This is a genomic window from Streptacidiphilus sp. PAMC 29251 (genome assembly GCF_054208735.2).
Window position 1 is genome coordinate 3,861,697 of sequence record NZ_CM135725.2, and the last position, 25,423, is coordinate 3,887,119.

At 71.6% G+C, this 25,423-nt stretch carries 28 protein-coding genes and 1 tRNA gene; 10 read left to right on the top strand and 19 right to left on the bottom strand.

The genetic code is table 11. From position 1 onward, the window contains the following. Positions 1-8 precede the first annotated feature (8 nt). Positions 9-1,082, top strand: a complete 1,074-nt coding sequence (locus ACXKR8_RS18055; RefSeq protein WP_462100571.1) for a 1-acyl-sn-glycerol-3-phosphate acyltransferase — start codon at positions 9-11, stop codon at positions 1,080-1,082. On the opposite strand, the gene ACXKR8_RS18060 is transcribed toward ACXKR8_RS18055, so the two are convergent. The 5 genes from ACXKR8_RS18060 to ACXKR8_RS18080 form a co-directional block, all read right to left on the bottom strand. Continuing rightward, positions 1,066-2,568, bottom strand: coding sequence for a WGR domain-containing protein (locus ACXKR8_RS18060; RefSeq protein WP_458273937.1), 1,503 nt, complete (start codon positions 2,566-2,568; stop codon positions 1,066-1,068). The genes ACXKR8_RS18055 and ACXKR8_RS18060 overlap by 17 nt on opposite strands. 35 nt (positions 2,569-2,603) lie before the next feature. After that, positions 2,604-3,158, bottom strand: coding sequence for an ATP/GTP-binding protein (locus ACXKR8_RS18065; protein ID WP_458273938.1), 555 nt, complete (start codon positions 3,156-3,158; stop codon positions 2,604-2,606). 31 nt (positions 3,159-3,189) lie between these two features. After that, a complete protein-coding gene (locus tag ACXKR8_RS18070) occupies positions 3,190-4,161 on the bottom strand; it encodes a transglycosylase SLT domain-containing protein (RefSeq protein ID WP_458273939.1) in 972 nt (323 codons plus the stop codon). A 73-nt stretch (positions 4,162-4,234) separates the two neighbouring features. Then, positions 4,235-4,471: a hypothetical protein gene (locus tag ACXKR8_RS18075; protein ID WP_458273940.1), complete on the bottom strand. Its 237-nt coding sequence runs from the start codon at positions 4,469-4,471 to the stop codon at positions 4,235-4,237. 109 nt (positions 4,472-4,580) lie between these two features. Next, the gene (locus ACXKR8_RS18080) at positions 4,581-4,784 is read right to left on the bottom strand and encodes a cold-shock protein (RefSeq protein WP_380505530.1); all 204 of its coding nucleotides are present in this window, start codon (positions 4,782-4,784) and stop codon (positions 4,581-4,583) included. A gap of 338 nt (positions 4,785-5,122) precedes the next feature. On the opposite strand from ACXKR8_RS18080, the gene ACXKR8_RS18085 reads away from it, so the two are divergent. Next, positions 5,123-5,341 carry a hypothetical protein gene (locus tag ACXKR8_RS18085; RefSeq protein ID WP_458273941.1) on the top strand — a complete coding sequence of 73 codons (219 nt, stop codon included), beginning with the start codon at positions 5,123-5,125 and terminating at the stop codon, positions 5,339-5,341. 82 nt (positions 5,342-5,423) lie between these two features. Here the strand turns inward: ACXKR8_RS18085 and ACXKR8_RS18090 are convergent, their stop codons facing one another. The 9 genes from ACXKR8_RS18090 to ACXKR8_RS18130 form a co-directional block, all read right to left on the bottom strand. After that, positions 5,424-6,113, bottom strand: a complete 690-nt coding sequence (locus ACXKR8_RS18090) for a LysM peptidoglycan-binding domain-containing protein (RefSeq protein WP_458273942.1) — start codon at positions 6,111-6,113, stop codon at positions 5,424-5,426. A gap of 522 nt (positions 6,114-6,635) precedes the next feature. Beyond that, the gene (locus tag ACXKR8_RS18095; protein ID WP_458273943.1) at positions 6,636-7,022 is read right to left on the bottom strand and encodes a hypothetical protein; all 387 of its coding nucleotides are present in this window, start codon (positions 7,020-7,022) and stop codon (positions 6,636-6,638) included. A 377-nt stretch (positions 7,023-7,399) separates the two neighbouring features. Beyond that, positions 7,400-7,723 (bottom strand): DUF6968 family protein, encoded by a 324-nt coding sequence (locus ACXKR8_RS18100; protein WP_458273944.1) that lies wholly within the window; start codon positions 7,721-7,723, stop codon positions 7,400-7,402. Between the two features lie 126 nt (positions 7,724-7,849). After that, positions 7,850-8,077, bottom strand: a complete 228-nt coding sequence (locus ACXKR8_RS18105) for a hypothetical protein (protein WP_458273945.1) — start codon at positions 8,075-8,077, stop codon at positions 7,850-7,852. Positions 8,078-8,089: 12 nt separating this feature from the next. Further along, entirely contained in the window at positions 8,090-8,269 is a 180-nt protein-coding gene (locus ACXKR8_RS18110) for a YegP family protein (RefSeq protein WP_458273946.1), read from the bottom strand. 252 nt (positions 8,270-8,521) lie between these two features. Then, the gene (locus ACXKR8_RS18115; protein ID WP_458273947.1) at positions 8,522-10,072 is read right to left on the bottom strand and encodes a cellulose binding domain-containing protein; all 1,551 of its coding nucleotides are present in this window, start codon (positions 10,070-10,072) and stop codon (positions 8,522-8,524) included. A gap of 258 nt (positions 10,073-10,330) precedes the next feature. Next, the gene (locus ACXKR8_RS18120) at positions 10,331-11,575 is read right to left on the bottom strand and encodes an FG-GAP-like repeat-containing protein (RefSeq protein WP_458273948.1); all 1,245 of its coding nucleotides are present in this window, start codon (positions 11,573-11,575) and stop codon (positions 10,331-10,333) included. Positions 11,576-11,641: 66 nt separating this feature from the next. After that, positions 11,642-12,307, bottom strand: coding sequence for an SCO2400 family protein (locus ACXKR8_RS18125; protein WP_458273949.1), 666 nt, complete (start codon positions 12,305-12,307; stop codon positions 11,642-11,644). 164 nt (positions 12,308-12,471) lie between these two features. Further along, a complete protein-coding gene (locus ACXKR8_RS18130) occupies positions 12,472-13,350 on the bottom strand; it encodes a LamG domain-containing protein (protein WP_458273950.1) in 879 nt (292 codons plus the stop codon). A gap of 202 nt (positions 13,351-13,552) precedes the next feature. On the opposite strand from ACXKR8_RS18130, the gene ACXKR8_RS18135 reads away from it, so the two are divergent. The 3 genes from ACXKR8_RS18135 to ACXKR8_RS18145 are packed head-to-tail and all read left to right on the top strand — an operon-like array spanning position 13,553 to position 15,943. After that, positions 13,553-13,999: a nitroreductase family deazaflavin-dependent oxidoreductase gene (locus ACXKR8_RS18135; protein ID WP_458273951.1), complete on the top strand. Its 447-nt coding sequence runs from the start codon at positions 13,553-13,555 to the stop codon at positions 13,997-13,999. Between the two features lie 10 nt (positions 14,000-14,009). Next, a complete protein-coding gene (locus tag ACXKR8_RS18140) occupies positions 14,010-14,651 on the top strand; it encodes a hypothetical protein (protein ID WP_458273952.1) in 642 nt (213 codons plus the stop codon). After that, positions 14,648-15,943: a nucleotidyl transferase AbiEii/AbiGii toxin family protein gene (locus tag ACXKR8_RS18145; protein ID WP_458273953.1), complete on the top strand. Its 1,296-nt coding sequence runs from the start codon at positions 14,648-14,650 to the stop codon at positions 15,941-15,943. The genes ACXKR8_RS18140 and ACXKR8_RS18145 overlap by 4 nt, the downstream gene beginning before the upstream one ends. A 62-nt stretch (positions 15,944-16,005) precedes the next feature. On the opposite strand, the gene ACXKR8_RS18150 is transcribed toward ACXKR8_RS18145, so the two are convergent. Continuing rightward, positions 16,006-18,216 carry a hypothetical protein gene (locus ACXKR8_RS18150; protein ID WP_462100572.1) on the bottom strand — a complete coding sequence of 737 codons (2,211 nt, stop codon included), beginning with the start codon at positions 18,214-18,216 and terminating at the stop codon, positions 16,006-16,008. 42 nt (positions 18,217-18,258) lie between these two features. Continuing rightward, positions 18,259-19,737, bottom strand: a complete 1,479-nt coding sequence (gene argS / locus ACXKR8_RS18155; RefSeq protein WP_458273955.1) for an arginine--tRNA ligase — start codon at positions 19,735-19,737, stop codon at positions 18,259-18,261. Positions 19,738-19,753: 16 nt separating this feature from the next. Here argS and ACXKR8_RS18160 point away from each other — a divergent pair, with 16 nt between their 5' ends. Both ACXKR8_RS18160 and ACXKR8_RS18165 read left to right on the top strand, forming a co-directional pair. Continuing rightward, the gene (locus ACXKR8_RS18160) at positions 19,754-20,095 is read left to right on the top strand and encodes a hypothetical protein (RefSeq protein WP_462100573.1); all 342 of its coding nucleotides are present in this window, start codon (positions 19,754-19,756) and stop codon (positions 20,093-20,095) included. An 85-nt stretch (positions 20,096-20,180) separates the two neighbouring features. Further along, positions 20,181-20,855 carry a hypothetical protein gene (locus ACXKR8_RS18165; RefSeq protein ID WP_458273956.1) on the top strand — a complete coding sequence of 225 codons (675 nt, stop codon included), beginning with the start codon at positions 20,181-20,183 and terminating at the stop codon, positions 20,853-20,855. 97 nt (positions 20,856-20,952) lie between these two features. Here ACXKR8_RS18165 and ACXKR8_RS18170 read toward each other — a convergent pair. The 3 genes from ACXKR8_RS18170 to ACXKR8_RS18180 form a co-directional block, all read right to left on the bottom strand. Further along, positions 20,953-21,026 (bottom strand) — tRNA-Lys (locus ACXKR8_RS18170). A gap of 100 nt (positions 21,027-21,126) precedes the next feature. Next, positions 21,127-21,276 (bottom strand): hypothetical protein, encoded by a 150-nt coding sequence (locus ACXKR8_RS18175; protein WP_462100574.1) that lies wholly within the window; start codon positions 21,274-21,276, stop codon positions 21,127-21,129. Beyond that, positions 21,273-21,803, bottom strand: coding sequence for a GOLPH3/VPS74 family protein (locus tag ACXKR8_RS18180; RefSeq protein WP_462100575.1), 531 nt, complete (start codon positions 21,801-21,803; stop codon positions 21,273-21,275). Before ACXKR8_RS18180 ends, ACXKR8_RS18175 begins: the two co-directional genes overlap by 4 nt. A 181-nt stretch (positions 21,804-21,984) precedes the next feature. Here ACXKR8_RS18180 and ACXKR8_RS18185 point away from each other — a divergent pair, with 181 nt between their 5' ends. The 3 genes from ACXKR8_RS18185 to ACXKR8_RS18195 all read left to right on the top strand — a co-directional run bounded on the left by ACXKR8_RS18185 (position 21,985) and on the right by ACXKR8_RS18195 (position 25,336). Next, positions 21,985-23,052 carry an LLM class flavin-dependent oxidoreductase gene (locus ACXKR8_RS18185; protein ID WP_458275011.1) on the top strand — a complete coding sequence of 356 codons (1,068 nt, stop codon included), beginning with the start codon at positions 21,985-21,987 and terminating at the stop codon, positions 23,050-23,052. Continuing rightward, a complete protein-coding gene (locus tag ACXKR8_RS18190; RefSeq protein WP_458273958.1) occupies positions 23,049-23,942 on the top strand; it encodes a 1-aminocyclopropane-1-carboxylate deaminase/D-cysteine desulfhydrase in 894 nt (297 codons plus the stop codon). The genes ACXKR8_RS18185 and ACXKR8_RS18190 overlap by 4 nt, the downstream gene beginning before the upstream one ends. Positions 23,943-24,076: 134 nt before the next feature. Next, positions 24,077-25,336, top strand: coding sequence for a carbohydrate-binding protein (locus ACXKR8_RS18195; protein WP_458273959.1), 1,260 nt, complete (start codon positions 24,077-24,079; stop codon positions 25,334-25,336). Positions 25,337-25,423: the final 87 nt, after the last annotated feature.

Here is a 25,423-nt window from a genome sequence, read left to right on the forward strand (position 1 = left end):
GCCCTGCGGTGCGGCGGCCGGCCGTGCCGAGGCGGCTGCGGACGGCGGGCAGGCGGCTGCTGACGCTGCCCCTGCTCGTCCTGCTACTGGTCCCCGCGCTCGTGCTGGTCCTGCTGGGCGTGCTGACCTGGCCGATCACCCTGCTGGTCGGGCGGCGCCAACGGCTGCTCCGCTTCTCGACCTACTTCCTGCTCTACCTCCTCGCCGACCTCTTCGGCGTCCTCGCGGCCTGCTGGATCTGGCTGCGCTGCCTCCCCCTCCCTGAGCCGGCCCGGGACGCCCGGTTGCAGACCCTCAGCTACGCCCTGCTGGCCCGGCTGCTGGGCTTCCTCCGTGGCGTCGCCGGACGGGTCTTCGGGCTGCGGACGACGGTGCGGCCGCCGATTCCACCGCTCGGCGACGAGCCGCCGTCCCCGCTGCTGGTGTTCGCCCGGCACGCGGGCCCCGGCGACTCGATCCTGCTGGTGCACGCGGTGCTCTGCGAGGCCGGGCTGCGACCGCAGGTGGTGCTGAAGGAGTTCCTGCAGTGGGATCCCATCCTGGACGTCCTGATCAACCGGGTGCCGCACTGCTTCGTCCCGCCCGGCGGGGGCGGCGAGGCGACCGCGCGGGCGATCGGCGCCCTCGCTGCGGACCTCCGTCCGGGGCAGGCGGTGGTGCTGTTCCCCGAGGGCGGCAACTTCACCCAGCAGCGCCGGAGCCGGGCCATCGCCTGGCTCCGCCGCACCGGCCAGTTCCGCCGCGCCGCCCGCGCCCAGCGGCAGCACCATGTGCTGCCGCCGCGGATGCCGGGCTCACTGGCCCTGCTCGGCGGGGCCGAGACCACCCACGCGGACGTCGTCTTCGTCGCCCACACCGGCCTGGACCGGATGGACTCGCCGGCCCACGTCTGGCGCGGGGTCCCGCTCAGCGAACCGCTGCGCGCGGGCTGGTGGCGGGTCCCCGCCGCCGAGGTCCCGGCCGGGCGCGCCGCGCAGGAGGAGTGGCTGACCGACCAGTGGTCCCGGGTCGACGCCTGGATCGCCCACGCGTGGGACCGGACCGACCCACCGGCCCCGCCCGACCTCAGAGCATCCGCTTGATGTCGCCGCGCACCCGGTAGAAGCCGCCGCGGGCGGAGGCGTGCACCTCGGTCACCACATAGCGGGCGCCGGGTATCCGGATGTCCTTGGGGAACTGCACCCGCCAACTCGGTTCGTAGCCGGGCGAGATGACCCGGATCCTGGTCCGGCTGCCGTCCTGGACGCATTCCACCACCACGCCGCCCGAGGCGCCTGCGGCCCCCGCCGCCCCCGCCGCCCCCGCCGAGACGGTGACCACCGTCTCCACCTCCGCCGAGGGCACCACCCGCTCCCAGCCGGTGGCCTTGATGTCCGCGGTCTGCGGCAGTCGGCCGCCCTCCGCCTCCTGAATGGCGTGCTCGCTGGCATCGATGCAGGCCAAGGAGCCGTCGGTGGTGACGATGTAGAGCCGCTCGTCCCGGTACTGCATGGAGTAGGCCGAGCCGCAGCCCGTGCCGAGCTTCCACAGTCGGGTGCCGTCGGCGGCGAAGCAGTAGACCGAGGAGTGGTTGTCCCCGGCGAAGACATAGCGCCCGTCGGGTGAAGTGGCGCAGGAGAACACGGCGGCGTCGCAGCGGTAGCGCGACCGCTCCGCGCCGTCCGCCTTCGCCAGCCGGTAGACCCAGCCCCGGCTGGTGCCGGCGAAGACCTCGGACGGCTCCTGCCAGCCGAAGAGCACCGACCCGTCCGTCCCGGTGTGCCAGCCCTGGGCGCCGTCCCTGGCCCCGTACATGGTCACGCCGCGGGAGTCGCCGTGGTAGACGCCCTCGTCGTCGCAACGCACCATCCAGCCGTGGCCGCCACCGCTGCCGTTCCCACCACTGCTGCCGCCGCCGCGCCGCCACTGGAACTCGTCCTCGTGGTCGACGGTGGTGACCCCGCCCTGCCGGTCGGAGACGCCGAGCACCCCGTCATGGATGTCCAGCCAGTAGATGTCGACGTCGTCGGCGATCTCATAGGCGACGTGCGGCACCTTGCCGCCCAGGTCGTAGACCCGTCCGTCGTCACAGCCCGCGTAGATCCAGAAGTCGTCCGCGACAATGCACTTGACCCCCTCCGGCAGCCCGAACCGGCCGGTCACCACCCCGTCGTGGGTGAGCGTGAAGACGTCGCCGCGCTGGTTGCCGACCCAGGCGTGCTCCTCGCCGACGAAGATGCCGAAGGCCGCCGCACCCGAGGAGAACCGCCACAGCACCGGGGCCTGACGGGCCGTCGAACGGCTACTGACGATCTCCCGCCGGGTCACCGAACGCCGCTGCCTGACCCCGCGCACGGCCGGCGCGTACCCCTTGCGCACCTTCTCGCCGACCTTGCGCGCCGCAGCGGCAGCGGCCTTCTCCACCGAGGGGTAGCCGGCCGCACGGGTCTGCCCGGGCTCGCCTATCCGCCCGAAGCAGATGGTGACCTCGGTGCCGACCTGGCGGACCTCATAGAACTTGTGCGCCCCGGCGCCCTCCTCGGAGAGCTCCAGATAGGTGGTCGATTCAACGGCAGCGGCAGTGGTCATGGCTGACTCCCCTTCAGTCCTCTATGACCAGAACCCTAGAGTCCGGCACTGACAATCGCGGCGGCCCGCTCGGCGGGCTCCCCGGCCGGGATGTCGATCAGCTCGAACCCGAAGGAGCGGTAGCTCTGCTCGTGGATCCGCTCGAACACCAGCGACTCCTCGAAGCTGATCCGCCGGGCCGCGGTGGGTTCGCAGAACCCCAGGTTGCGCAGGAAGAACACCCTCGGCTGATAGACCTGCTCGCTGACGATCCGTTCGATCTCGTTTGTGAGCACTGCTCCGAGGGGCCGTCCCAGATAGACGCTCAACGCATGCGTGCAGACCGGCGACCGGTCGTAGAACTGGACGTCCCCAGCCCCGCCCAACGCCGTCATCGCCGCCGCCGCGTCCAGCTGCCGTCGGCGCTGCAACCGGACGATGTCCTCGACGAACGACTCCCCGGTCCACGGCTCGGCCTCGCCCCGCGCCTGCCCCCGGGCGATGACCGCGGTGGCCGCCTCCTCCACCGCGCCGTACCCCAGCCGCTCCAGGCAGCCGAGGACCGTGGTCTTCCCGGCCCCGGGAGTCCCGGTGAGGATGTACCGCTTCACCGCTTCACCGCCATGGCGGCCACTCAGCCGTTCAGCCGTTCAGGCAGGGGCAGTTGGACATCAGCGCCTTGACGGTGGACACATAGCCCGGGTTCGGGATCACCGTCTTCCCGATCGTCGCGCCGGTGGCCGGGTCCGTGCTGGTGACGTAGTGCACGTTGCCCGCACCGGCGTTGTAGGCGGAGATCACCAGGTCGAGCAGGGGGTTGTCGCCGGTCGTCGGGTCAGGGGCGAGGTTGTAGTCGCCGCCGAAGTCGGAGTCCCCGTAGTAGGCGACGAGTTCGTCCAGCAGCTCGGCCCCGAGCTGGGTGTTCCCGGCCAGGGTGTGCACGTCGGCGCCGCCGCCGAACTTGCCGTTCATCCAGGTCGCCGTCGCGGGCATGATCTGCATCGTGCCGATGCCGCCGTCGCAGGCCAGGATCGCCGACTGCCAGCCGCTCTCCTGCCAGCCGATCGCCCGCACCAGGCTCGCCGGCAGCGGCGGGAGCTGGTCCGTGCCGCCCAGGCTCAGCGAGAGCGTCCTGGACTGCCCGGCCGCGTTGGCCAGAGCAGCGCCGACGTCGGCGCGGGCGGCGTTGGTCCCGGTGTAGCTCGGCTTGCAGGAGCTCTGCAGCGGCGGGGTGCCCGGGGCGGTCACCGGAGGCTGCGGCGCGACCGGACCGGCCTTCTTCTTGGGCGGCGGCACAGCGGCGATCCGCTTGGCGGCCGCCGACGACTTGCGGGGCGCGGCCTTGCTCCGCGTGGCCGAGGGGTGCGCGGACTTCTTGGCGCTCGGCGAGGCCGAGGCACTGGGCGAGCCGCTCGGCGACACCGCCGCGCCGGTCGCCGCGGCACTCGGGTCAGTGGCGACGGCCGGCCCGGTCGGCCCCGCGCCGTCGGCCGAGACCGTCGTCGAGCCGTGCCCGCACCCGGTCAGCAGCGCGGACGAGACCGCCACCGCCACCAGACCGACCGCGGCCTTCCGCACCGTCCTGCTCCATGGCTGTTCCCCCGTGATGTTCATGGTCGGTCATCCTACGAACCCCCACCCGGCAGCCAGCGCCCGGGGGCCTCCATCCCGCGCCGCGGCCCGTTCCCTACATCAGCGGGTCCGGGTGGCTGTCGATCACGGCGGCGCTGTCGTCCTCAAAGTCGAACGCGTCCAGGGCCACGTTGTACCGCTTGGCGATCTCGACGAGCTCGCGCCGAAACTGCACGAACTCCTCCGCGCCGACCTTGTGCCCGGCCTGGTCGTAGGCCTGCGTGACGACATGCTCCGGGCCGATTTCGCTCCGCACCCAGACCTTCACCTTGACCGCACTCGGAGTGTTCATACCTCCATGATCAGCTGCTGCCCGCGTGCTGGCACCCCGGGCCGGGCCAAAAGGAAGAGGCCCCGTCCACAGCTGCGGGCTGCGGACGGGGCCTCGACTTCAGGAAGGATCAGGCCGGAACGATGTTCTCCGCCTGCGGGCCCTTCTGCCCCTGAGTCACGTCGAAGGTCACCTTCTGGCCTTCGAGCAGCTCACGGAAGCCCTGGGCGTTGATGTTCGAGTAGTGGGCGAAGACGTCGGCGCCGCCACCGTCCTGCTCGATGAAACCGAAGCCCTTTTCGGCGTTGAACCACTTCACGGTACCGCTGGCCATGCTGTTCTCCTTGATGCGCACAGCCGCTCCAGCATCCGCATGGTGCGGACGCCATGCTCCCGGCACGGCTCGGCGGCGAAGGACCCCGGACAGCAAAAAGCCCGTGATCGCGATCACGGGCGAGACGAACTCGGGAACCACGACTGCTACTGGTGTCCACGCTACCGGGCATCGAACGCCACCGCACCAGGACACGGCACTCCGAGTGGACGATCAGTCCGAGTCGTTCCCCCGGCACCGGCCGTCCCGTCCCCATTCGGACGAGAATCGCAGGCCGACTGGGGTCCTGACTCGCCCGGGGGCTCGCGCCGCCCCGGTAAACATCGCAGGCTGGAGACATGGACGACACCCTCGAACCCCTCGTCATCATCCTCGGCCCGGAGCGCGGCCCGGACGGAACCGGGCGCCGCGTCCAGATCGGCAGGAACGTGATCGCCATTGCCGAGTCCCGCTCGGACGTCGACCAGCTGATGAAGATGGCCGGCCTGACCGAGTGGGTGGAACTGGACCCCTCGATCGTCGAGTGGCGCGGCGGAGGCCCGGACGAATGGCCGTGAACCGATAGGCAGCACCACTGCGGCGCGGCAGTCCCCGGTCAGGGGTTGCCGCGCCGCAGTGCTGTGGGCTTGAGGGCCGAGGTCAGCCGATGGTGAGGGTCTGGCCGGGGTAGATGGTGTCGGCGTCGGCGCCGATCACGCTCTGGTTGGCGCTGTACAGGGACTGCCAGTCGGTGCCGTGGGCGGCGGCGATGGAGCCCAGGGTGTCGCCGGACTGGACCGTGTAGCTGCCGGCACCGGTGGCCGCGGGGGCGCTCTCGGTGCTGGTGCTGGTGCTGGTGTCGGTGCTGGGGGTGCTCGCCGCGGCCGGGGCGGTGTCGTCGCTGGTGCTGGTGGTGGCCGGGGCGCTGGGGGTGGTGTCGACGGTGGCGGGGGTGCCGCCGGCGGTGAGGCCGGCCTCGGGGCCGCAGACGGGCCAGGCGCCGGGGCCCTGGGCGGCCAGGACGTTCTCGGCGACGGCGATCTGCTGGCCCTGGCTGGCCTGGTCCGCGGAGGCGGCGTAGGTGGTGCCGCCGAAGGCGGCCCAGGTGGAGGGGGTGAACTGCAGGCCGCCGTAGAAGCCGTTGCCGGTGTTGGCGGACCAGTTGTTGGTGCTCTCGCAGCTGGCGACCTTGTCCCAGGTGGAGGAGTCCGCGGCCGAGGCGCCGGTCGCGCTGACCAGGCCGACCACCGGGACGGCGGCGACCACGCCGACGGCCAGGGCCGCCCGCAGGCGGTTCTTCCTGGTGGTGGCGGTGGCAGCGGTGGTGGCGGTGGCGTGACGGAAGTTCATGGAGTCCTTTCGACAGGTCCCGGGGTCAGCACGGCGTCGGCGTCGGCGCGCAGGAGGCGCGCTACAGGTACGCCGCGACGTGACAGGAGGACGGCCGGTGGCCGTCCCCGGGGCCCGCTGCTGACCGCCTACCGGACAGGTGGAGGCGGAGACAACAAGCGAAAGCGGGCGAACCCGGGAGGTGCTCAGTGCACGTCTTCGACCGTAGGCAACAAACCCCCGGACATCAACGATCCCAGCAAAGTCCCAGCTCAGAGCACCGTTACCGGCGGTATCCAGCACCCTTTCCGACCCCTGCGGGCACCGAACCACCCCGCCAGAGGTGATCTTTGTGGTCTAGACCACTTTCCACTCGAGTGAGCTGCCCCACACGGTCGACACACGGTCAGCGGCAACCATCCGTCCGTCACTGATGATCTTCGATCCCACCCCCTCCGACCGCCCCCGTCATGACCTGGACCACACCGGACGCGTCCCGTCGGCGCCGAACGGCCGCCGACGGGACGCGGGCTCACCCTCCGGTCAGGAGCGCGAGGCGGTGGTGGACGAGGAGGCCCCGTCGCGGTCCGCGTTCTGCTCGCTGTGCAGGTAGTAGTCGTGACCGGTGACGCCGACGCCACTGGCGGTCAGGCCCGAGGAGGCGCCGTCGCGGCCGGCATGGGCGCAGGTCTGCAGGTAGGACGGGCCCTCGTACCAGCCGTGGTGGCCCTCCCAGCGGTCCCAGCCCCAGCCGCCGTGGTCCCAGCTGTGCTCGGCGCTGAAGGTGCCCTCGGTCGAGGCGCCCTCGGCGCCGGCCGAGGCGGAGAACTGACCCTGGTACTGCGAGTGGGCGCTGGCCGCGCCCGCACCGACCAGCAGGAGCGGAACGGTGGCCGCGGCCAGGACCGCGGACGTGATGAGCTTGCGCATAGAACGGATATCCCTCGGTTTCACGAACTCGAGCACGCGCTGCCTGCACCCGCCGGGGCGTGGGATGCCCCGGAAGCGGACGATCCGAGCCGTGCCCCGCCCGGGTCGCCGCTCACGACACTGCCCGCCGAGGGTCCCCATCCCGGGGACATCGGGCGTATACGTCGTAAATTCAGCCGCAGGGATGACTGGTATGACGACTACGCCGCCTGCGCGGCACCGACGCGGTCCGAGCGTCAACCGAGCCCAGCCGGTTCACTCAAACGCGTGCACACCCCCGCCCCCGGTGACACCCCCGCTGCACCCAACCAGCCCTGCCGCCCCCGCCGCTCTGCCGGCCCGCCCCGCCGCCCCGCCGAAGCGGTGGTCCGGCCGGGTCACCAGAGGATGTCGGCCAGCGCCAGCGACTCCCCGCCGTCCCCCCAGGTGAAGGTCAGCCCGTGCTCCTCGGCGGCGGCGGTCAGTTGCCGCCGCAGCATGTCGGTGGCGATGACCAGGGCCTGCAGCGAGTCGACGCCGAACATCCGGTAGACCCTGGAATCGTCGAGGCCCTCGATCCGGCACGGGCAGGCCCAGGCGGCCATCCCGGCGTCGTGGAACGGGGTGCCGAGTTGCACCGAAAAGGTGGAGCCGCGGCCGTCCGGCCACACCGCCCAGATGCTGCGGCTGGCTGCGACGGGGCCGATCTCGGAATCAACCATGCTGCTACCGCCCTGAGTTGAGGAACGCTCGGACAGAGGTGAGGCCGGCCCCCGTGTGTCGGGACCGGCCCCCACTGTCGCGCTCTGCCTGTCGTTGCCTGACGGCCCGGGTGCGCACAACCAACGCTACGACGGGGGACTGACAGGCGGCTCCGACCGGGCACTGCCCTGGACGGACGGCGGCGTGGTGCGGATGTACCGCACCGGCGCCTCCCTGATCATCAGGATGGCCTGCTCGCAGTCGGGCCGGCTGGGGAAGGTGAGTTCCATGACCGGACGGCCGGGGCCCATCGGGTCCAGCCGCAGCACCCACTCCTCGTCACCGCCACGGGCGACGGCAAAGGTGAACTCCATCGGCCCCTCCTCTCAGTCGGCCACCTTGACGTCGGCCTCGGCCGCGGCCCGCTTCACCGCTTCGCAGCCCTTCTCCGCACCGGAGCGGGTCGGGTAGCTGTCGCCGCTGGCGACGATCTCCCCGTTGGCCGCCTTCAGCCGGAAGCGCCACATGTGCACCTTGTCCTCGTAGACCTCGAAGTGCGCGGACATGCGGACCACTCCCCTCGGACGAAGGATCGTTCCTCCACGCTACGGCCGCGTCCCGGCCCCGGCATCCCGGGACGCACGAGAGCCCCCGGTGGTCGGACCCGGGGGCTCTCGTTGCCGGGGGGAAGAGGTCACCCGGCTGTGGGACGCGCTGGCCGCCTCACGGCTGGAGCGCTGACCTCAGCGTGTACGCGGCGCGGGGGTTCGGCAACGGCGGCGCGCCGAACGGGTGACGCCGCCGACAGTGCTCTACCCCTAGCCGATGAAGGCGCCGAAGGCCTTGGCGAAGTCGTACCTGGACTGCGCGATGCTGCTGCAGCTCGCGTCGGCCCAGGCCTGCGCCCCGCCCGAGCACTGCTGGTCACGGGTCGCGGACCACATCGACAGCCAGGCCAGGTGCTTGCTGCTGGCGAAGGTGGCGAGCTGCTTGGCGTCGGCGACCGTGAACACCTCGGTGTTGGTGTCGTTGACGCCGATCATCGGGGTGACCGCGACATGCTTCCAGGCGTCCGCGTCGGAGAGCCCGAAGATGCTCTTGACCTGGGCCTGGGTGGCCGTGGCCGCGTCGATGGCATAGGTGCCCATCCGGCCGCTGGGGCTGGGGGCGGCGCCGTCGCCGTAGTCCATCGCCATGATGTTGACGGCCGCCACCGAGACGCCGTTGGACTTGGCGTTCTGCAGCAGGTCGGTGCCGGACTGGACCAGGCCCGACGGCAGCACCGGCAGGGTGTAGGAGACCTCCAGCGCCTTGCCCTTGGCCTTGGCGGTGGCCTGGAGCTGGGCTATCGCCTGGTTGCGGCGGGTGATCCCGGCCGTGTCGGTGGTCGCGCCGCCCTCGACATCAAAGTCGATCTTGGTCAGACCGTAGGCGTCGATCACCTTCTGGTACGCCGCCGCCAGGGTGCTCGCCGAGCTGCAGGACTCGGCCAGTTCGGTCCCGTTCGCCCCGCCGAAGGACACCCGGACGTCGCCGCCGGCCGCCCGGAGCTGGGCGATCTGGCCGGGGACGCCGGTGCTGTCGATCGGGCTGACGCCGCCCCAGGCCGGGGTGCAGGAGGCTCCGGCGGTGACGAAGGCGAGGTTGTAGCTCTTGGCCCCACCGGCCTTGCCCGCCGCGACGGTGTCGAACGCCGGGTAGAGCGAGGTGTCGACGTACGGGGAGAAGCCGCTGGTCGCGGAACTGCCGCTGCCGGTGCCGGTGCCGGTGGTCGGCGTGGGGGTCGGCGTCACCGGGGTGGTGGCGCTGGGCGTCGGCTTCGGGCTGGTGGACTTGGTCGGCGAGGCCGAGGGGGCGGTCGACGGGGTGGCCGGGGCCGAGGTGGTCGGCTGCCCGCTCGGCGTCGGCGCGCTGCCGGTGGAGCAGCTGGCGCCGTTGATGGTGCAGCCGGTGGGAGCACCCGAGCCGGCCACCACGAAGCCCACGACGGCGTGCTGACCCGTGGCGAGGGTGCTGTCCCAGTTCGCCGGGGTGACCGTGATGTGCGAACCGCTCGCGGTGAAGGTCGCGTTCCAGAGCGAGCCGATGGTCGCGCCGGCCGGCAGGTCGAAGGTCAGCTTCCAGCCGGAGACGGTCGATCCGCTGTCGTTGCCGATGTCGTACTGCCCGCTGTAGCCGTTGCCCCAGTCGCTGGTGGTGGAGTACACCGCGCCGACCGTGGCCGCGCTGGCGCTCGAGGCGAGCGCCACGACGGTGCCGCCGACCAGTGCCGCCGCGACCGCCGAGGCCCCGATGACAGTTCCGCGGCGGGAGCGCCGACGACGCGATCCGCCGGCGGTGCTTGTACGGGAGCGGGAGTGTGACGTCATACGGGTTGCCTCCGGTGCGGTCTGCGCTGATCTGGAGGCCGGGTCGTGTGGGGGATGAACCAGCGGCGACGCCGTCCTGGCTGAGGACCGCCGCCGGCCCTTCGACCCGGCCGTCGCCGACGCTACCGGCCGGTCACCCCGGAAAACCCCGGGAATCCGCCTGCTCAGACTGCGGTAGAGCCCACTTACGACGCCGTTAAGGAATGTCCCCCTCCGCAACCGCCCAGGGGCTGACCGACCGGTCCGCGCCCCGGTCGGTCAGAAGTACAGCTCGCGCGAGTCGATCGCCATGTACTGGTCCCAGAAGTCCTTGCTGTGCGGCAGCAGGCCCTTGCCGTTCCCGGAGAACAGGTCCAGCATCGGCGCACTCGCGGCGTAGAGGTCGTTGTGGCCGTCCCCGTCCGCGTCGCCGATCGCGAAGAGCTTGGCGGCCTGGCTGACGCCGCTGGTGATCAGGTGGCGCGTACCGAGGACGCCCTTGGAGGTGCCGGGGTACAACCACAGCTTCCCCTTGGCGTCGCGGGCCACCAGGTCCGGGCGGCCGTCACTGTTGAGGTCACCCGCTCCGACCAGGGCGGTCATCGTGTTCCAGCCGGCGCCCAGCGCGCGCCGTCCGCTCAGCGTGCCCTTGGAGTTGCCCGGGTACACCCAAAGCTTCCCCTTGGCGTCACGGGCCACCAGGTCGTTGCGGCCGTCGCCGGTGAGGTCCCCGATGCCGACCAGGGCCGTCATCGTGTTCCAGCCGGCACCCAGCGCACGCCGTCCGCTCAGCGTGCCCTGGGCATTGCCCGGGTAGACCCAGAGGTTCCCCTTGGCGTCGCGGGCGATGACGTCCTCACGTCCGTCGCCGGTGAAGTCACCGTGCCGCACCAGCGCCGTCATGCCGTTCCAGCCGCCGCCGAGGTTCTTCGCCGTGTCGGAGGCGCCCAACAGCCACAGGTTCCCCTCGACCGAGCGCATCAGCAGCTGGCTGTACCCGTTGCCGAGGAAGGAACCGAAGGCGTGCGGGGTCTGGGAGTCGATCAGCTCCGGTACGTACCAGGCGATGTACTGCCGGCCGGTGTCGGCTTCGTGGCTGGTCGGCGCCACCCGCACCGAGCCCACGTGGCCGGTCATACCGGTGACGTACGAGGTGTCGCCCCAGGCGTAGTTGCCTGCCTTGTCCGCAGGTTCACTGCCCACCCGCCCGTACTTGGCGCCCTTGGGAACCGAGTAGTGCGCACCGGGAAAGAAGCTGACGTACGAGGAACTCCGGTTGGCCCAGGACCTGGCGCGGCTGCCGACCGTGCCGAGATCGCTGTGGCTGCTGTGGTAGACGGTCATCGTTCCCGTGCCGTCGGCACCCGAGAAGAGGCAGACCGCACCCTTGGGGCAGCGTTCCCCCGGCTCACCCGCGGCCGAGGCGGAGGTGGCGCCGGCCAGCGTCCCACCGAGAACCCCGAACAGGGCGGCGCCCGCCGCCAGGGTCCTGCTGAACCGGCCCGCCATCGCATTTTGTCGCATGAGCGAGAAAACTACCCGGCCCCCTCGGGCGACCGAACAGCACCCCCTCAGCGACCTCTCAGCGACCTAACTGCACCACCACAGGATCTGCGCCGTGCAAGTCGGCGTGGGTGTCGGCGAGTGCGTGGGGGCGGCGGACGAGTGGGTCGCCGTCGGCTTGCCGACCGGGGTGGACGGCGAGGCGGGCGCGCTCGCCCTCCTCGTGGCCGTCGCCGAGCGGGACGAGGAAGCGGTACTGGTGGTGCTGGCGCTCGCGCTGGCGCTGCTCGACTGCGAGGCCGACGCGGTGGGTCCGACCGAGGCCGAATCCACGGGGTCGGCGCCGTTGCCGGTCCCGTCACCGGACGTGGTGCCGGAAGGATCCGGGGCGCTGCTCCCGGCCGAGCCGACGTGGCCGGTCCGCAGATCGGCGCTGGGGTCGGTCCCGGAGGAGTGCAACGCGAACGCGCCGCCCCCCGCGATCGCGACAGCGACCACCACCGCGATCAGTGCGAGCAGCTTCCGGTCGCGCCGGGAACTGCGGTTCTCCCCCGACGGTCGTCCGCCGGCCACCGAACGGCGGATTCCGGCGGGCGGCGTGGCGTCCTCGGACCCGGAGGCCACGCCCAGCAGGGCTGCCTGGCCGTCGGAGTCCTCCGCCGCCGCGGTGACCGGGCCCTCGACGGGGCGTCCGCAACCGGGGCAGTTCAGAGCGCCGTTGAGATGGCGTCGACAGGTGGGGCAGTAGTTCATGGGGACTTCCGGGCCAGGGGGCTTGGGCTGCCGCCCAGGAGTGTCTCTGCACTTTAAACTGGCGAGTACATGATCGAACAGATGACCCAGGTGTGATTTATGAGGAGAAACGGTGCGCTATGTGCCGTGCTGTGACATAGCGCTGTGCCGCTGGTCGCACTGTGTCATCGATAGACCTGGATCTTGTCGATGGCCATGGTGATGGGGTGGGTGCCGACCGGGACCCGGCCCGGTTGGTCGGACACGCTGAGGTTGGCGATCAGATAGGCGTGCCAGCCTGCGCCGACCCCGGAACGGTCGTGGTAGAGCAGCTTCAGGGGGTGGGTGTCGTTCCCGAGGTACCAGCTGACGTCGGTGGCGCCGAAGCGTACGGCGACCGTGATCCACCGGCCGAAGCCCACCAGTGGGGAGTGCGGGAAGGCGTGGGTACCCACGCTGCGGGCGTGGTTCGCGAATTCGATGATGTCCGGGGTCTCGCTGTGCCATTCCATGATGTCGACCTCGCTGCCGTCACGCCAGGTCCACACCCCGGGCCAGGCGCCGTGGCCGCCGCCGTCCAGGCGGCCGGGGAGCTTCATCCGGACCACGGCGTAGTCACCGGTCCTGAGCTCGAAACCGTTGCCGCCCGCGGCGCCCTGGTTCCACGGCTCCGTGGTCAACAGGCCGGTCCGCCACGGGCCGAGGGCGGTCCTGGCCGTTGCCGTGACATGCAGCAGGCCGCCACTGGTCTTCATCGCGGCCGGTTGGACCTGGTCGAGCTTGGCGCCGGCGAGGTCGCTGAAGCCGTCGGGGTAGGCGGTGGTCCGGTCCGACCACACGGCGCCGCGGCGGCCCCAGCGCTGCGACCCGAACTCGTCGTCGAAGACCAGGGTCTGCTTCCGGGCCGGAGCGGCCCTGACGTTGGCGGTCCTGGCCTGGGCGGTCCTGGCCTGGGCGGCGGCGGCCGCCGATGGCACTGGGACCGACAGCAGCGGGGTCAGGACCAGGGCCAGCGCCGCCGCCAGGACGGCACGCAGCGCGGACGCATGCGGCATGGCACGCATGTCGCTCCTTCGTTCGTTTGAGGGCCGTTCGGGACGGTCCCATGCTGGCAGCGAAGGGCATACACCCCCGGTCCGCACACGCGGTACCCGCCGATCGGCCCAGCGCGCGGACGCGTCCGGGCGCCGCGGTCGCGTCTGGTGTGACTACGCTGGGCCGGTAGCCAACGATGTTCCGGACAGCGATGGATGGGATGGGGCCAACATGCCTCTTCAGGGTGAGTACGAGCCGAGTCCGACGCAGTGGGTGCGCGACCAGGTCGAGCTGTACGAAAGCTCCGGCGGGACGGAGGGGACGACCCTGCGGGATCTGCCGGTGATCCTCCTGACCACCATCGGCGCCAAGAGCGGCCGGATCCGCAAGACCCCGCTGATGCGGGTGGAGCACGGCGGCGCGTACGCGGTGGTCGCCTCCCAGGGCGGCGCCCCCAAGCACCCGGTCTGGTACCACAACCTGGTGGCCGACCCCCGGGTGGAACTCCAGGACGGCCCGGTGCGCCAGGACATGAAGGCCCGCGAGGTCCACGGGGACGAGAAGACCCTGTGGTGGGAGCGCGCGGTCGCTGCCTACCCCGACTACGCCGACTACCAGCTGAAGACCGAGCGCGCGATCCCGGTCTTCGTCCTGGAAGCCACCGGCACTGACCACTGACCACCCGCCATTGACCACCGGGTTCATCGGGGCGTTCGAGACCCATGTCACCGTGCACTGCACGGACGACATGGTGTCCCGCCTCGATGCCTGGGCGGCGACCGTGGGGGCGAAGGTCACCCACATCGTGCTCGCCCGGGGCAGGCAGCCGTCACAGCCCATGCTCACGGTCACCGGCGCGGGCACCGTGGAGGAGCAGCACCGGGCCGCCGACGGCCTGGTCGAGGCACTCGACGCGGCCGGCTTCAAGCCCGTCCGGGTCAAGATCGAAGCCTCGCCGTGGGCCGACGGCGTCCCACAGGACGACGCCCAGGCCGAACTCCTCGGCCCGGAGCAGTACTTCGAGCATCACATCAAACTCCTGCTGCCCGTCGACAGCGACCTCGACACCCTGGCCGACCTCGTCGTCCCCCATCAGGCACACCTGTCCTGGAACGCCCGGAGAATCGCGTCCGACGGCCGCCAGGAGCGGTTCGTCACCCAGCGCTGCCATCAAACGGGCCTGGTCGGGGCTGGCGCGCGGCTGGAGGCCCTGATCGCCGGACTGCGCGGCGCGGGCCATCAACTCATCTCATTGGAGCGGGAGTTCGTGGTCCACGACAGCAACACGGCAATCGACGACGGCTGGATAGCGAAGGAGGGTGCCCGGTGACTGATCCCTGGAAGGGCTTCGGTTGGCAACCCGGCGTGATTCCGCAGGCACCGCTGGACAATGAGCTCCGGGCCCAGTTGCACCTGCCGGCCACGCTGCGCCCGGTGCAGGACCCGGGTGTCGTGCAGCCGGCCATCTTCGAGCCGGCCCTCAAGCAGCACGCCAACGCGTACCGCGCGGCGGACCCCCGGTTCGCCGACGAGCGGATCGGCCGGGCCTGGTACGCGGCACGCCGTTCTGCGATGGACCTCGTCCTGGCCGCGATTGCGAACTCGCCCTGGGCGGACGCGCTGGTGCTGCGCGGCAGCGTCCTGCTGCGGGCCTGGTTCGGTGACGCCGCACGGGAGCCGGGGGATCTGGACTTCGTGGTCGTGCCGGCGTCCTGGCGGATCGAGGAGCAGCGCACCGACGACATGCTCACCGGCATCGCCCAGGCGGCGGAGTCCGCTGGGTGGAGCAGCGGTCCGGGGGTCCAGTTCGACGCCGCCGAGGCGGTGAGCGAGGACATCTGGACGTATGAGCGGGTGCCCGGCCGACGGCTGATCCTGCCGTGGACCGCCGCGGACCTGCCGGGCGGGATCGTCCAACTCGACTTTGTGTTCAACGAGCGCCTGCCCGTCGCCCCGGAGCCGCTCCTCGTCCCCGCCGCCCACGGCGACTCCGCGGCGCTGCTGAACGCGGCCACGGCCGAACTGTCGCTCGCCTGGAAGCTGATGTGGCTGCTGACCGACACCTATCCGCAGGGCAAGGACCTGTACGACGCCGTCCTGCTGGCGGAACACACGCTGTTGCGCTTCGAGGTGCTGCGCGAGGCCTTCCTGGACGCGGTTCCGGACCAGGGCACCCTCCCGGTCGATCACCAGCGGATCTCCGCACTGCCCGCGGACGCGGAATGGAAGCATTTCAGCAAGGAGTACCCCGACCTCACCGGGACCGGGACCGCCGCCGACTTCGTCGACCGCCTCAGCACCGCCCTCGAACCGACCTTCCGGGACATCGGAACCCCCGGCGAGAGCGGATACGCGCGACACGTCCGCTGGCTCGCCCCGCGGATCGTCAGCTACCGACCGTTGCTGCATGACACGAGCATGCGTGCCTTGCAGACGACCATGCGGGCCGACTGCCTGCCCATCCTCGCCGCGATCGTGATCACCCGGGAACTCCTGGGGGCACATGACCACACCATCGAGGACGCCCGCGTCATCGTCTTCGCCGATCCGGCCTGGGCCCGGCACGTCGCCCTCTACCAGCGTGTCTCGAGCTGGCTCGACCAGGATCTGGACCGGCTGTAGCCGGCGGACAGCCCACTCTTCGGGGGCCGGGGCCCCATCCCGGCCCTCATGTTCGCGGGCCCCTACCGGGGCGTGAGTGCGTGTACGAGGGTGCGGGTGGCGGCGCGGAGGCGTTCGTCGTCGTGAATGAGGCGGTCCTGGATTCCGGAGCCGATGATCCTCTGGTCGCCGTCCGCCAGGGTGCGGAGGCGTACCAGCTGGGCCGATGTGACGGTGGCGGGACTGAGGCCGGCCAGGGCCTCGATGGCGGCCATGGCCGTATTGGCGCTCGCGCCAGGGAGTGCGCCGTCGAGGATGTGGTCGATGAGTTCCGCGCGGCTGATGCCTGCCGGGGCGTCGTCGTCGGGATGCAGAGCGATGAGCGCCCGCGCGGCGGCCCATGCCTGCCCGGAACGGTCAAGCATCTTGACCAATTGATGAGCCACAGGGAGGGCAGCCGGGCCAAGGAGCGCGGCGACGTTGGCGGCGCGGATCGCGCTCCAACGCCCCCACAGGTCGGCCCCTTCGGCCAGCCCCTCCAGCACGACCGGCAGCGCGACGTCCTGATCGCCGGTCAGCTTCCAGACGATGGCGGCGGCCTCGACCGCGGCATCGAGTTGCGGTGTGGTCGCACGAGCCTGCGGGGGCTCGCCCAGGATGGCGCGCAAGGCCGGCAGCAGAGGCCGTGCCTGGTCACCGAGGGCGCCGATGGCCTGGATGGTGTGCAGGCCGCACGTGGCCGGCCCACTCAGTACGGCCGCCAGCGAGGCCAGTAACGGTTCAGCGTCGCCGATGAGGGTGTGCAGAGCGGTCGCGGCCGCCAGTCTCCCCGCCTCGGCGCCGCTTTCACCGCCCGCCTCGGCGAACGCGCGTATCCCGGCGATGACCTCCCCGTCCGCAACCGGATCGGCGATCACGGCCAGCGCCCGCGACACCGGCAGCGGGTGGTGGGGCAGCAGAGCCAGGAGTTCGGGCAACGCACCCCGCGCCGCAGGACCCCAACCGGCCAACAGCAGGGCGAGTTGACCCGGCTCGTTGCCGCTGAGGGTCGGATCAGGCAGGCGACGGCGAATCGCGCCCAGCAGCGCGGGTGTGCACGGGAGCGTCGGGGCCGGTTGGCTGAGGGGCGAACCGCACGCCACGCGCAGCGACCGGGGTCTGTCGGCAAGGCGGTCCGCAAGGAGGTCGGCCGCCTCGGGCGCACCCAGGGACACCAGCGCGGCCAGGGCCCGATCACCGGGATCCCCCTCGCGGGCCGCGAGCCGGATCAGCGCCGGTATCGCCTCGGGGACGGGATGCGCCCACGCGCGGACGGCTTCGATCGCATGGTCGGCCGTCTCCTCGTGCTCCAGCAGGAGCAGCATCGCGGGCAGCAGTCGGGCCGGCGCCGAGCGGGAACGCCGCGCCAACTCGTCCGCAGCCCATGCCGCCTCCCCCGACATGGACGTCACCGCCTCCGCATCGGCCGATTGCACGTGACCGGCGACGCCGCGTCGCAGGGCCGCGTCGACCAGGGCGATGGCAGCGTCGGTCTCCTCGCGCTCGCAGAGGCGCTCCACCAGGTACTGCAGCGCCTCCCGCTCCCAGGTGCTGCCTTTCGTGTGTTGCTCCAGCGGCATCAAGTCCAGCACCAGGGCGGCCAGTTCACCGTCCCACGGCCGGCCCGTGTCCAAACCGGCCAGGATCGCCGCGACGCGTACCGGGGCGGGCTCCTGCGCCGACAGTCCGGCGACGGCCAGGTCCGCGGCGGCGACCGGGTCGACCAGCACTCGTGCCGTGAGCAGGTCCGCGCGCACCACCTGGTCGGTCTCCGCCCGCCAACGCTCCGCCAACGCCTCCAGCGCGGGGGTGCCGGGGGCCGGTCGGCACTGGGCCACCGCCCACAGCGCGCACTGCCGGACCGCGGGTTCGCCATCCGCCAACAACGGCACCAGCAGCGGAAGTTGCTCCGTCACCGCCGTACGCGGGGCTCCCGGCACGGTGACACCGCGCTCGTCCGCACTCTCGGCGATCGCGCCCAGCAGTCCGAGGAGATCCGCACGCCGCACACCGGCTGCCGCCAGCCGGGCCAGATACGGCACCGCATACGCGGTCGCCTCGTAGACGGAGCCCTGGTGCACGATGCTGCTCCACAGCTCCTGCTCCGCCTGCGCCGCGGCCTCCTCGTCCGGACCGGCGAGCGCGCGCAGGCATGCGGGCACGTCGGCGGCGCTGCCGTAGGCGTGGTCCAACTCGGCCCAGGGAATCTGGTCGAGACCGGCGAAGACAAGGGCGAGATCCATGCGCGGGATCATGCCATGCGCCGGTGACAGCACAACCGAAGCAGCCGTCAGCGCCTACATGCGCTCGGGGGCGTTGAGGCCGAGCAGGTCCAGGCCCTGGGCGAGGGTGTCGCCGGTCAGTCGGCACAGGGCGAGTCGGTTGGCCCGCAGCGCGGGTGTGCCGGCCTTGAGGACCGGGCAGGCCCCGTAGAAGTCGGTGAACGCCTTCGCCAGTGCGAAGAGGTAACCGCACAACCGGTGCGGTTCCGACTCCTGGGCCACCTCGACGACGGTGGCGCCGAAGCCGTCCAGCAGCAGGATCAGCGCCCGCTCGGCCGGGTGCAGCGGCTGCGAGGTGTCGACCGCCTGGCCGTGCGCACCCTCCGGCGCCTTGCTGAGGATGGTGCGCACCCGGGCATGGGCGTACTGCATGTAGACACCGGTGTTGCCCTGCAGCGAGACCATCTGGTCGATGTCGAAGATGTAGTTCTTCGCCCGCGAGGTGGACAGGTCGGCGTACTTGACCGCGCCGATTCCGGCCGCCTGGACCACCCGCTCCAGCTCCGCCGGGGCCAGGTCGTGCGGCTTGTCCGCCATCGCCGCCCTGGCCGCGTCCACGGCGGCGTCCAGCAGTTCCGACAACCGCACGGTGCCGCCCGCACGGGTCTTGAACGGCGTGCCCCCGGGGCCCATGACCGTACCGAAGGGGACGTGGACGGCGTCCACCTGCTCGGTCAGCCAGCCGGCCCGCCGGGCGGTCGCGAAGACCATCCGGAAGTGCAGGGCCTGCCGGGCGTCGACCACATAGAGGATCCGGTCGGCCTTGAGGGTGTCGACCCGGTGCCGCAGGTTCGCCAGGTCCGTGGCGGCGTAGCCGTAGCCGCCGTCCTGCTTGCGCACGATCAGCGGCACCGGCTCCCCGTCCGGGCCGGTGATGTCGTCGAAGAACACGCACAGCGCGCCATCGCTCTCCACCGCGATCCCCGCCGCCACCAGTGCCTCGGTCACCTCGTCCAGGTAGCGGTTGTAGGTCGACTCACCGGCCGAGTCCTCCGGCGTGAGCAACACCCCGAGCCGGTCGTAGAGCTGCTGGAACGCGGCCGACGACACCGCCACCAGCTCCCGCCACACCGCCAGCGTCGCCTCGTCGCCGGCCTGCAGCGCCACCACCCGTTGCCGGGCCCGCTCCACGAACCCGGCATCGGCGTCGAACGCACGCCGTGCCGCCCGATACAGCCCGTCCAGCGCCGACACCTGGTCGCCCGCGTCCGCGACAGCCGGGTCGCTGCTCCGCCAGGGAGCCTCGGGGTGCTCGTCGAGGTACTGGATCAGCATGCCGAACTGGGTGCCCCAGTCGCCCAAGTGGTTCTGCCGCACCACGTCGCCGCCCAGGAACGACACCACCCGTACCAGGCAGTCCCCGATCACGGTCGTCCGCAGATGCCCGACGTGCATCTCCTTCGCGATGTTCGGACCCGAGTAGTCGATCACGGTCCGCGAACCCGCCAGCGGACTGCCGACGCCGAGCCGCGGGTCCGCCAGCCGGGCTGCCACCAACCCCCACAGCGCGGTGTCGGCCGAGGTACCCGCCCGAGGCCTCGGCCGCCTGCGCGTCACCGCGGCAGCCGAACCGCTGATGCACCTGTGGGAAGCAACCGAGCACTCTTCCGCCAGGGAGGCGATTCTCGCCGGTCTGAGCGGCTGCGCCCCGGAGACGGCCGCACTCTCCGCCATGGAAGGGCTCGACGACTGCGAACCCTCGGTTCAGTGCGCCGCAGCCCCGCTGCTTCAGGACACCCCGGCCGCCCGTGCCCGTCTGATCCAACTACGGGACGATCCGCTGGCCCCCGAGGTCCTCGGGGGAACCGTCACGGGCCGTATACCGTCCGTCATCATGAAGGGTAGTACATGAGAGTAGTAAGAATTCGGAAAGAAGTGGATCTCGCTCCTGCGTCATAGAGCGGCGAGAACCGCGCGCCGACAAGGGGGATCCGACCATGAGTATCCGAGCCGTCCACGAAGGAAAAAGGCTGGTGGCGATCGGCGCACTGGCCGCCACCGTGCTGGGCGCCGCCGCCTGCACGCCTGACGCCTCCGCGAATGCCGCGGGGACCAGGAGCGCCGGCGCTTCCGCGCAGGCGTCGACCACGGCCGCCACGCCCAGTGCGTCGGCTGCCACCACCACGCCTCCCGCCGCGACCGGTTCCCCGAGCACCGCCGCGCCCGTCACCGCCTGCGTCGGGGACCAGCTCAGCCTGAAGATCGGCGACACCGGCATGCCCACCGGGCAGGGGGAGGACTCCACCGGATCGGTGAGCATCCACATCCGCAACACCGGCAGCCCCTGCCGCATCGGCGGGTTCCCTCAGGTCACCCTCTACCCCCAGACGGGGGCGAAGTGGGTGCTCGGCCACAAGGGCGCCGAGCCGGGCAAGACCTTCACCCTGGCGCACAACGGCCTGGCCACCTTCAGGGTGATCTTCACCCCCGTCACCAGCGTGGTCCACGGCAGCGCCCACGCCTTCGTCCCGACCGAGCTCGACACCTCCCTGCCCGGGATGGACGGCTCCGCGATCGTGTCGAACTGGACGACCTCGGTGCCGATCTACGACGACCGCCGCGCCGCCCAGCCCGGCACCTTCGTGGAGGCGCTGACGAAGGGCGGCAAGTAGCCACCGCCGGTGACGGCCCGCAGGCCCTGGTACAGCGCTGCACGACCAGGGCCCCCTCGCCGAAGCGAGGGGGCCCTGGTCGAACTGACTTTCACGGTGCGCCGCCAGGGACTCGAACCCCGGACCCGCTGATTAAGAGTCAGCTGCTCTAACCAACTGAGCTAGCGGCGCTTGTTCTGTGTGCGTTCGGCTGCTGCTTGCGCTGCCGCCTGGGCACAGCAGAAATACTACCTGACCTGCGCGGGTGCTTCCGACCACCCCGGGTTGGGGGTCAGCCGGCGCCGGTCTGGGCGTCTCTGGCGGCGCGGACCGCGGCGTGGACGGCGGAGGCGATGGGGTCCTGGCGGGTGAGGGCGGTGAGGCGGTGGCGGGCCTGGCGGTTGGCGACGGGGCCGGGATACAGGCGGGTGGTGAGGGTCACGGCGTGGGCGAGGGCGGCGAGTTGGAGTGAGCGGGGCGGCGCCTGGGGGTTGTCGACGGCGTCGGCGACGAGGGCGACTCGCGTCGCGCCTTGCGGGCGGGCGCGCCCTGGTCGGGGGTGAGGACGTACTGGGTGATCGGGATGAGCCCGAGCAGCTTCCAGACCCGGCGCTGCGCGAATCCGCGTTCCACCAGCGGCTGCAGGTACGGTCCGGCGCCCCGTCGTCCGAGCCGGCTGACGCAGCCGCGCACCCGCGCTCCGCGCGGCGGGGCGGCGTAGCCGGCGAGGGTGGTGACGGCGGCGTCCAGGGCGGGGTGGCCGAGGGGACCCCGGTGGACCAGGACCAGGCGGTTGCGGTCCAGGACGACGGCCCCGGCTGCCAGCAGGTCGGCGAGGGTGGCGCCGGCCAGGGCCAGCCGGAACTGGCTGGGCTGGCGGATCCGCCCGTCGCCCGGGAACGCGGAGAGGAGCAGCAGGTCCTCGGCGAGGGTGGTGCGCGGGTAGTAGTCGTCCGTCGGGTGAACCATGGTGGGGGCTTCCCCCTGGCGCGAGGCGGTGAACCTCCCGACACGGAGAACCGCGCCCCGCGGGAACAGAGCAGCTCGCCCGCCGGTTGGCACCGGGGTAAGCGTGATGTAGGCCGTACCCCGTGGGAGCACCGTCGTGAGCCAGTCCGAGTCCGCGTCAGCCGCAACCGAGAGCACTGCTCTGAGCCTTGCCGAGCAGGTGCCCGGGCGGGCCCGGGGCACCGCTGAGACGCCGCTGTCGATCCTCGACCTGGCGACCGTCGGCGCCGGCTACACCCCCACCCAGGCCCTGGCCGCCACCACCGCGCTGGCCCGCAAGGCCGAGGGGTGGGGCTTCCACCGGTTCTGGGTGGCCGAGCACCACGGCATGCCCGGCGTCGCCAGCTCGGCCCCGGCCGTGCTGCTGGCGCACCTGGCCGCCGCGACCACGACCATCCGCCTGGGCTCCGGCGGCGTGATGCTGCCGAACCACGCCCCGCTGGTGATCGCCGAGCAGTTCGGCACCCTGTACGCGCTGAACCCCGGCCGGATCGACCTCGGTCTCGGCCGCGCCCCCGGCACCGACCCGGCCACCGCCCGGGCGCTGCGGCGCGGGGTACTGGACGAGACCGCCGAGGAGTTCCCGCAGCAGCTCAGCGAGCTGACCCGGTTCCTGGACGCCGACTTCCCGGCCGGCCACCCGTACCAGCGGCTGCGCGCGGTACCGGGTGAGGCGAGCGCGCCGGGCGGGGGCCGTCCGCCGATCTGGCTGCTGGGCTCCTCCGGCTTCAGCGCGCAGCTGGCCGGGCGGCTGGGCCTGCCGTTCGCCTTCGCGCACCACTTCAGCGCCGGCAACACCGTCCCCGCGCTGGACCTCTACCGCCAGTCCTTCCGCCCCTCCGAGGTGCTGGCCGAGCCCTACACGCTGATCGGCGTGGGCGCGGTGGCCGCCGACAGCAGCCTCCAGGCGCGGCGGCTGGCCGGGTCGGGCGCGCTGGCGATGCTGCGGCTGCGCCGCGGGCAGCCCGGGCTGGTGCCGAGCGCCGAGGAGGCGGAGGCGCACCCGTACACCCCGCAGGAGCGCGAGTTCGTCGACGCCTGGCTGTCGAACGTGGTGCTGGGCGACCAGGACGAGGTCCGCGAGGGCCTGCTGGAGCTGCGGAAGCGGACCGGCGCCGACGAGCTGATGATCACCAGCAATATCCACGGCCACGAGGCCAGGCACCGCTCCTACGAGCTGATCGCGCAGGCATACGGCCTCACCACGTGAGCCGACCGAGCCTGCCGAGCCAAACCCAGCAACCCACGTCCCCGCTCCAGGAATTGACGGACCGTCGGCTCACTGCCGCCGGGGTCGGAATGCTGCTGAAGCGGGACGACCTGCTGCACCCCACCGTCCCCGGCAACAAGTGGCGCAAGCTGCTGCCCAACCTGGCCGAGGCCCACGCCGCCGGACACACCGCCCTGCTCACCTTCGGCGGTGCCTACTCCAACCACCTCCGCGCCACCGCCGCCGCCGGCCAGGCAGCCGGCCTGCGCACCATCGGCGTGGTACGCGGCGACGAACTGCGGGGCCGCCCCCTCAACCCCTCGCTGGCCCAGGCTGCCGACTGGGGCATGGAGTTCGACTTCATCGACCGCGGCACCTGGCGGCGGCGGATGTCCGCCGAGGTGCTGGCCGAGCTGCACCGCCGCCACGGCCCGGCGCTGGTCCTCCCGGAGGGCGGCAGCAACGCCGCCGGAGTGCGCGGATGCGTGCCCCTGGGAAGGGAGTTGGCGACATCAGGAGCCGAGCTGGTCGCGGTCTCGGTCGGCACCGGCGGCACCCTGGCCGGGCTGGCCGCCGGGCTCGCCCCCACCCAGCGCGCGATCGGCTTCGCGGCGTTGAAGCACGCGCCGCTGGACGCCGAGACCGAGGCTCTGCAAGTGGAGGCTTTCGGTCGGCGCACGCCGAACTGGCACATCGACGCCGACCACTGCTTCGGCGGCTACGGCCGCACCACACCCGAACTCCTGGATTTCGTCGCAGAGTTCAAGTCCGCGCACGGCATCGGACTCGATCCCGGATACGAGGCCAAGGCCCTGTTCGGCATCTTCGCCAACCTCGGCAGCGGCGAATTCCAGCGGGGCACAACCATCGCGGTGGTGCTGGCGGGTTAAGGGAGTCCCAGGGGAGCGTCAAGAGAAATTGGTCTAGTCCTAGGTCTAGTCCATCCTATTGACGTGCTGCCGTCACCTCCCTCAGGGTGAGCACCGGTACAGACCTTTCTTCCTCTCCCCCTCGAGGAGCACCGGTGTTCCGTACAACCCCCACACGCGCGTTCGCCGCGCTCGGCGCGGCCGCACTCGCGGCCACCGCCCTGATCACCGCGGGCGGCGGCAGCGCGCAGGCTTCCGTCACCGCCTCGGCCGCCCTCAGCAGCAACTGGTATGCCGCGGCCCCGTATCTGATGCCGCTGGACAACAACCCGCCGAACCCCGTCGACGTGATGAACGCGACCGGCCTCAAGGCGTTCCAGCTCGCCTTCGTGCTCGCCCCCAACGGCGGCGGCTGTACACCGACCTGGGGCGGCACCGCCCCGGTCTCCTCCGACACCGCCGTGGCCGCGACCATCAGCTCCATCCGCGCGGCCGGCGGCGACGTCTCCATCTCCATCGGCGGCTACGGCGGCACCAAGCTCGGCCAGACCTGCGGCACCCCGGCCGCGACCGCCGCCGCGTACCAGCAGGTCATCACCAAGTACGGGCTGCACGCCATCGACTTCGACCTGGAGGAGCCGGAGTACGAGAACACCCAGGCGGTCGCCAACGAGATCGGCGCGGCGCAGATCCTGCAGCAGAACAACGCGGGCCTGTACGTCTCGGTGACCACCCCGGGCACCGCGGCCGGCACCGGCTGGTTCGGCTCGCAGATGCTGCTCCAGGCGAAGACCGACGGCTTCACCCCCAACAACTTCTCGATCATGCCCTTCGACGGCGGCTTCAACGGCGCGGCCTCGCAGATCTCGGCGCTGCAGTCGTTCAACTCCCTGCTGATGAGCACCTTCGGCTGGAGCTCGGCGACCGCGTACGCCCATGAGGGCATCTCGATGATGAACGGCCGCAGCGACAGCGGCGAGTACTTCTACCAGGCCGACTTCCAGTCGGTACTGGACTTCGCCACCAGCCACGGTCTGGCCCGCTACACCAACTGGTCGGTGAACCGCGACCGGCAGTGCACGCCGGCCGACAACAACGGCCAGACCTCCGGGGTCTGCAGCAGCGTGGCGCAGGGCGCGTGGGACTTCACCAAGTACAGCGTGAAGTTCGCCGGCGCGACCCCGCCCACCACCCCGCCGACGACCACCCCGCCCACCACCGGCACCCCCACGCCGACCCCCACCCCGACCGGCGGCGGCAGCTGCGCGTCCATCGCTCCGTGGAGTGCCGGCACCACCTACACCGGTGGGATGACGGCCAGCTACAACGGCCACAAGTGGACCGCCAAGTGGTGGACCCTGAACGACGTCCCGGGCGGCCCGGCCGGCGTCTGGACCGACAACGGCCCCTGCTGACAACGGACTGAGCAGCACCTGAACAAGGCTGTGGGCGGGCACCCCGAGAAGGGGTACCCGCCCACAGCCGCTGGCCTGAACGACAGG

Coding starts and splice junctions, on each gene's coding strand:
- ACXKR8_RS18060 (WP_458273937.1), bottom strand. CDS start 2,568: ATGACCACTGCCGCTGCCGTTGAATCGACCACCTATCTGGAGCTCTCC.
- ACXKR8_RS18070 (WP_458273939.1), bottom strand. CDS start 4,161: ATGAACATCACGGGGGAACAGCCATGGAGCAGGACGGTGCGGAAGGCC.
- ACXKR8_RS18075 (WP_458273940.1), bottom strand. CDS start 4,471: ATGAACACTCCGAGTGCGGTCAAGGTGAAGGTCTGGGTGCGGAGCGAA.
- ACXKR8_RS18080 (WP_380505530.1), bottom strand. CDS start 4,784: ATGGCCAGCGGTACCGTGAAGTGGTTCAACGCCGAAAAGGGCTTCGGT.
- ACXKR8_RS18085 (WP_458273941.1), top strand. CDS start 5,123: ATGGACGACACCCTCGAACCCCTCGTCATCATCCTCGGCCCGGAGCGC.
- ACXKR8_RS18090 (WP_458273942.1), bottom strand. CDS start 6,113: ATGAACTTCCGTCACGCCACCGCCACCACCGCTGCCACCGCCACCACC.
- ACXKR8_RS18095 (WP_458273943.1), bottom strand. CDS start 7,022: ATGCGCAAGCTCATCACGTCCGCGGTCCTGGCCGCGGCCACCGTTCCG.
- ACXKR8_RS18100 (WP_458273944.1), bottom strand. CDS start 7,723: ATGGTTGATTCCGAGATCGGCCCCGTCGCAGCCAGCCGCAGCATCTGG.
- ACXKR8_RS18105 (WP_458273945.1), bottom strand. CDS start 8,077: ATGGAGTTCACCTTTGCCGTCGCCCGTGGCGGTGACGAGGAGTGGGTG.
- ACXKR8_RS18110 (WP_458273946.1), bottom strand. CDS start 8,269: ATGTCCGCGCACTTCGAGGTCTACGAGGACAAGGTGCACATGTGGCGC.
- ACXKR8_RS18115 (WP_458273947.1), bottom strand. CDS start 10,072: ATGACGTCACACTCCCGCTCCCGTACAAGCACCGCCGGCGGATCGCGT.
- ACXKR8_RS18120 (WP_458273948.1), bottom strand. CDS start 11,575: ATGCGACAAAATGCGATGGCGGGCCGGTTCAGCAGGACCCTGGCGGCG.
- ACXKR8_RS18125 (WP_458273949.1), bottom strand. CDS start 12,307: ATGAACTACTGCCCCACCTGTCGACGCCATCTCAACGGCGCTCTGAAC.
- ACXKR8_RS18130 (WP_458273950.1), bottom strand. CDS start 13,350: ATGCGTGCCATGCCGCATGCGTCCGCGCTGCGTGCCGTCCTGGCGGCG.
- ACXKR8_RS18135 (WP_458273951.1), top strand. CDS start 13,553: ATGCCTCTTCAGGGTGAGTACGAGCCGAGTCCGACGCAGTGGGTGCGC.
- ACXKR8_RS18150 (WP_462100572.1), bottom strand. CDS start 18,216: ATGATCCCGCGCATGGATCTCGCCCTTGTCTTCGCCGGTCTCGACCAG.
- ACXKR8_RS18165 (WP_458273956.1), top strand. CDS start 20,181: ATGAGTATCCGAGCCGTCCACGAAGGAAAAAGGCTGGTGGCGATCGGC.
- ACXKR8_RS18180 (WP_462100575.1), bottom strand. CDS start 21,803: ATGGTTCACCCGACGGACGACTACTACCCGCGCACCACCCTCGCCGAG.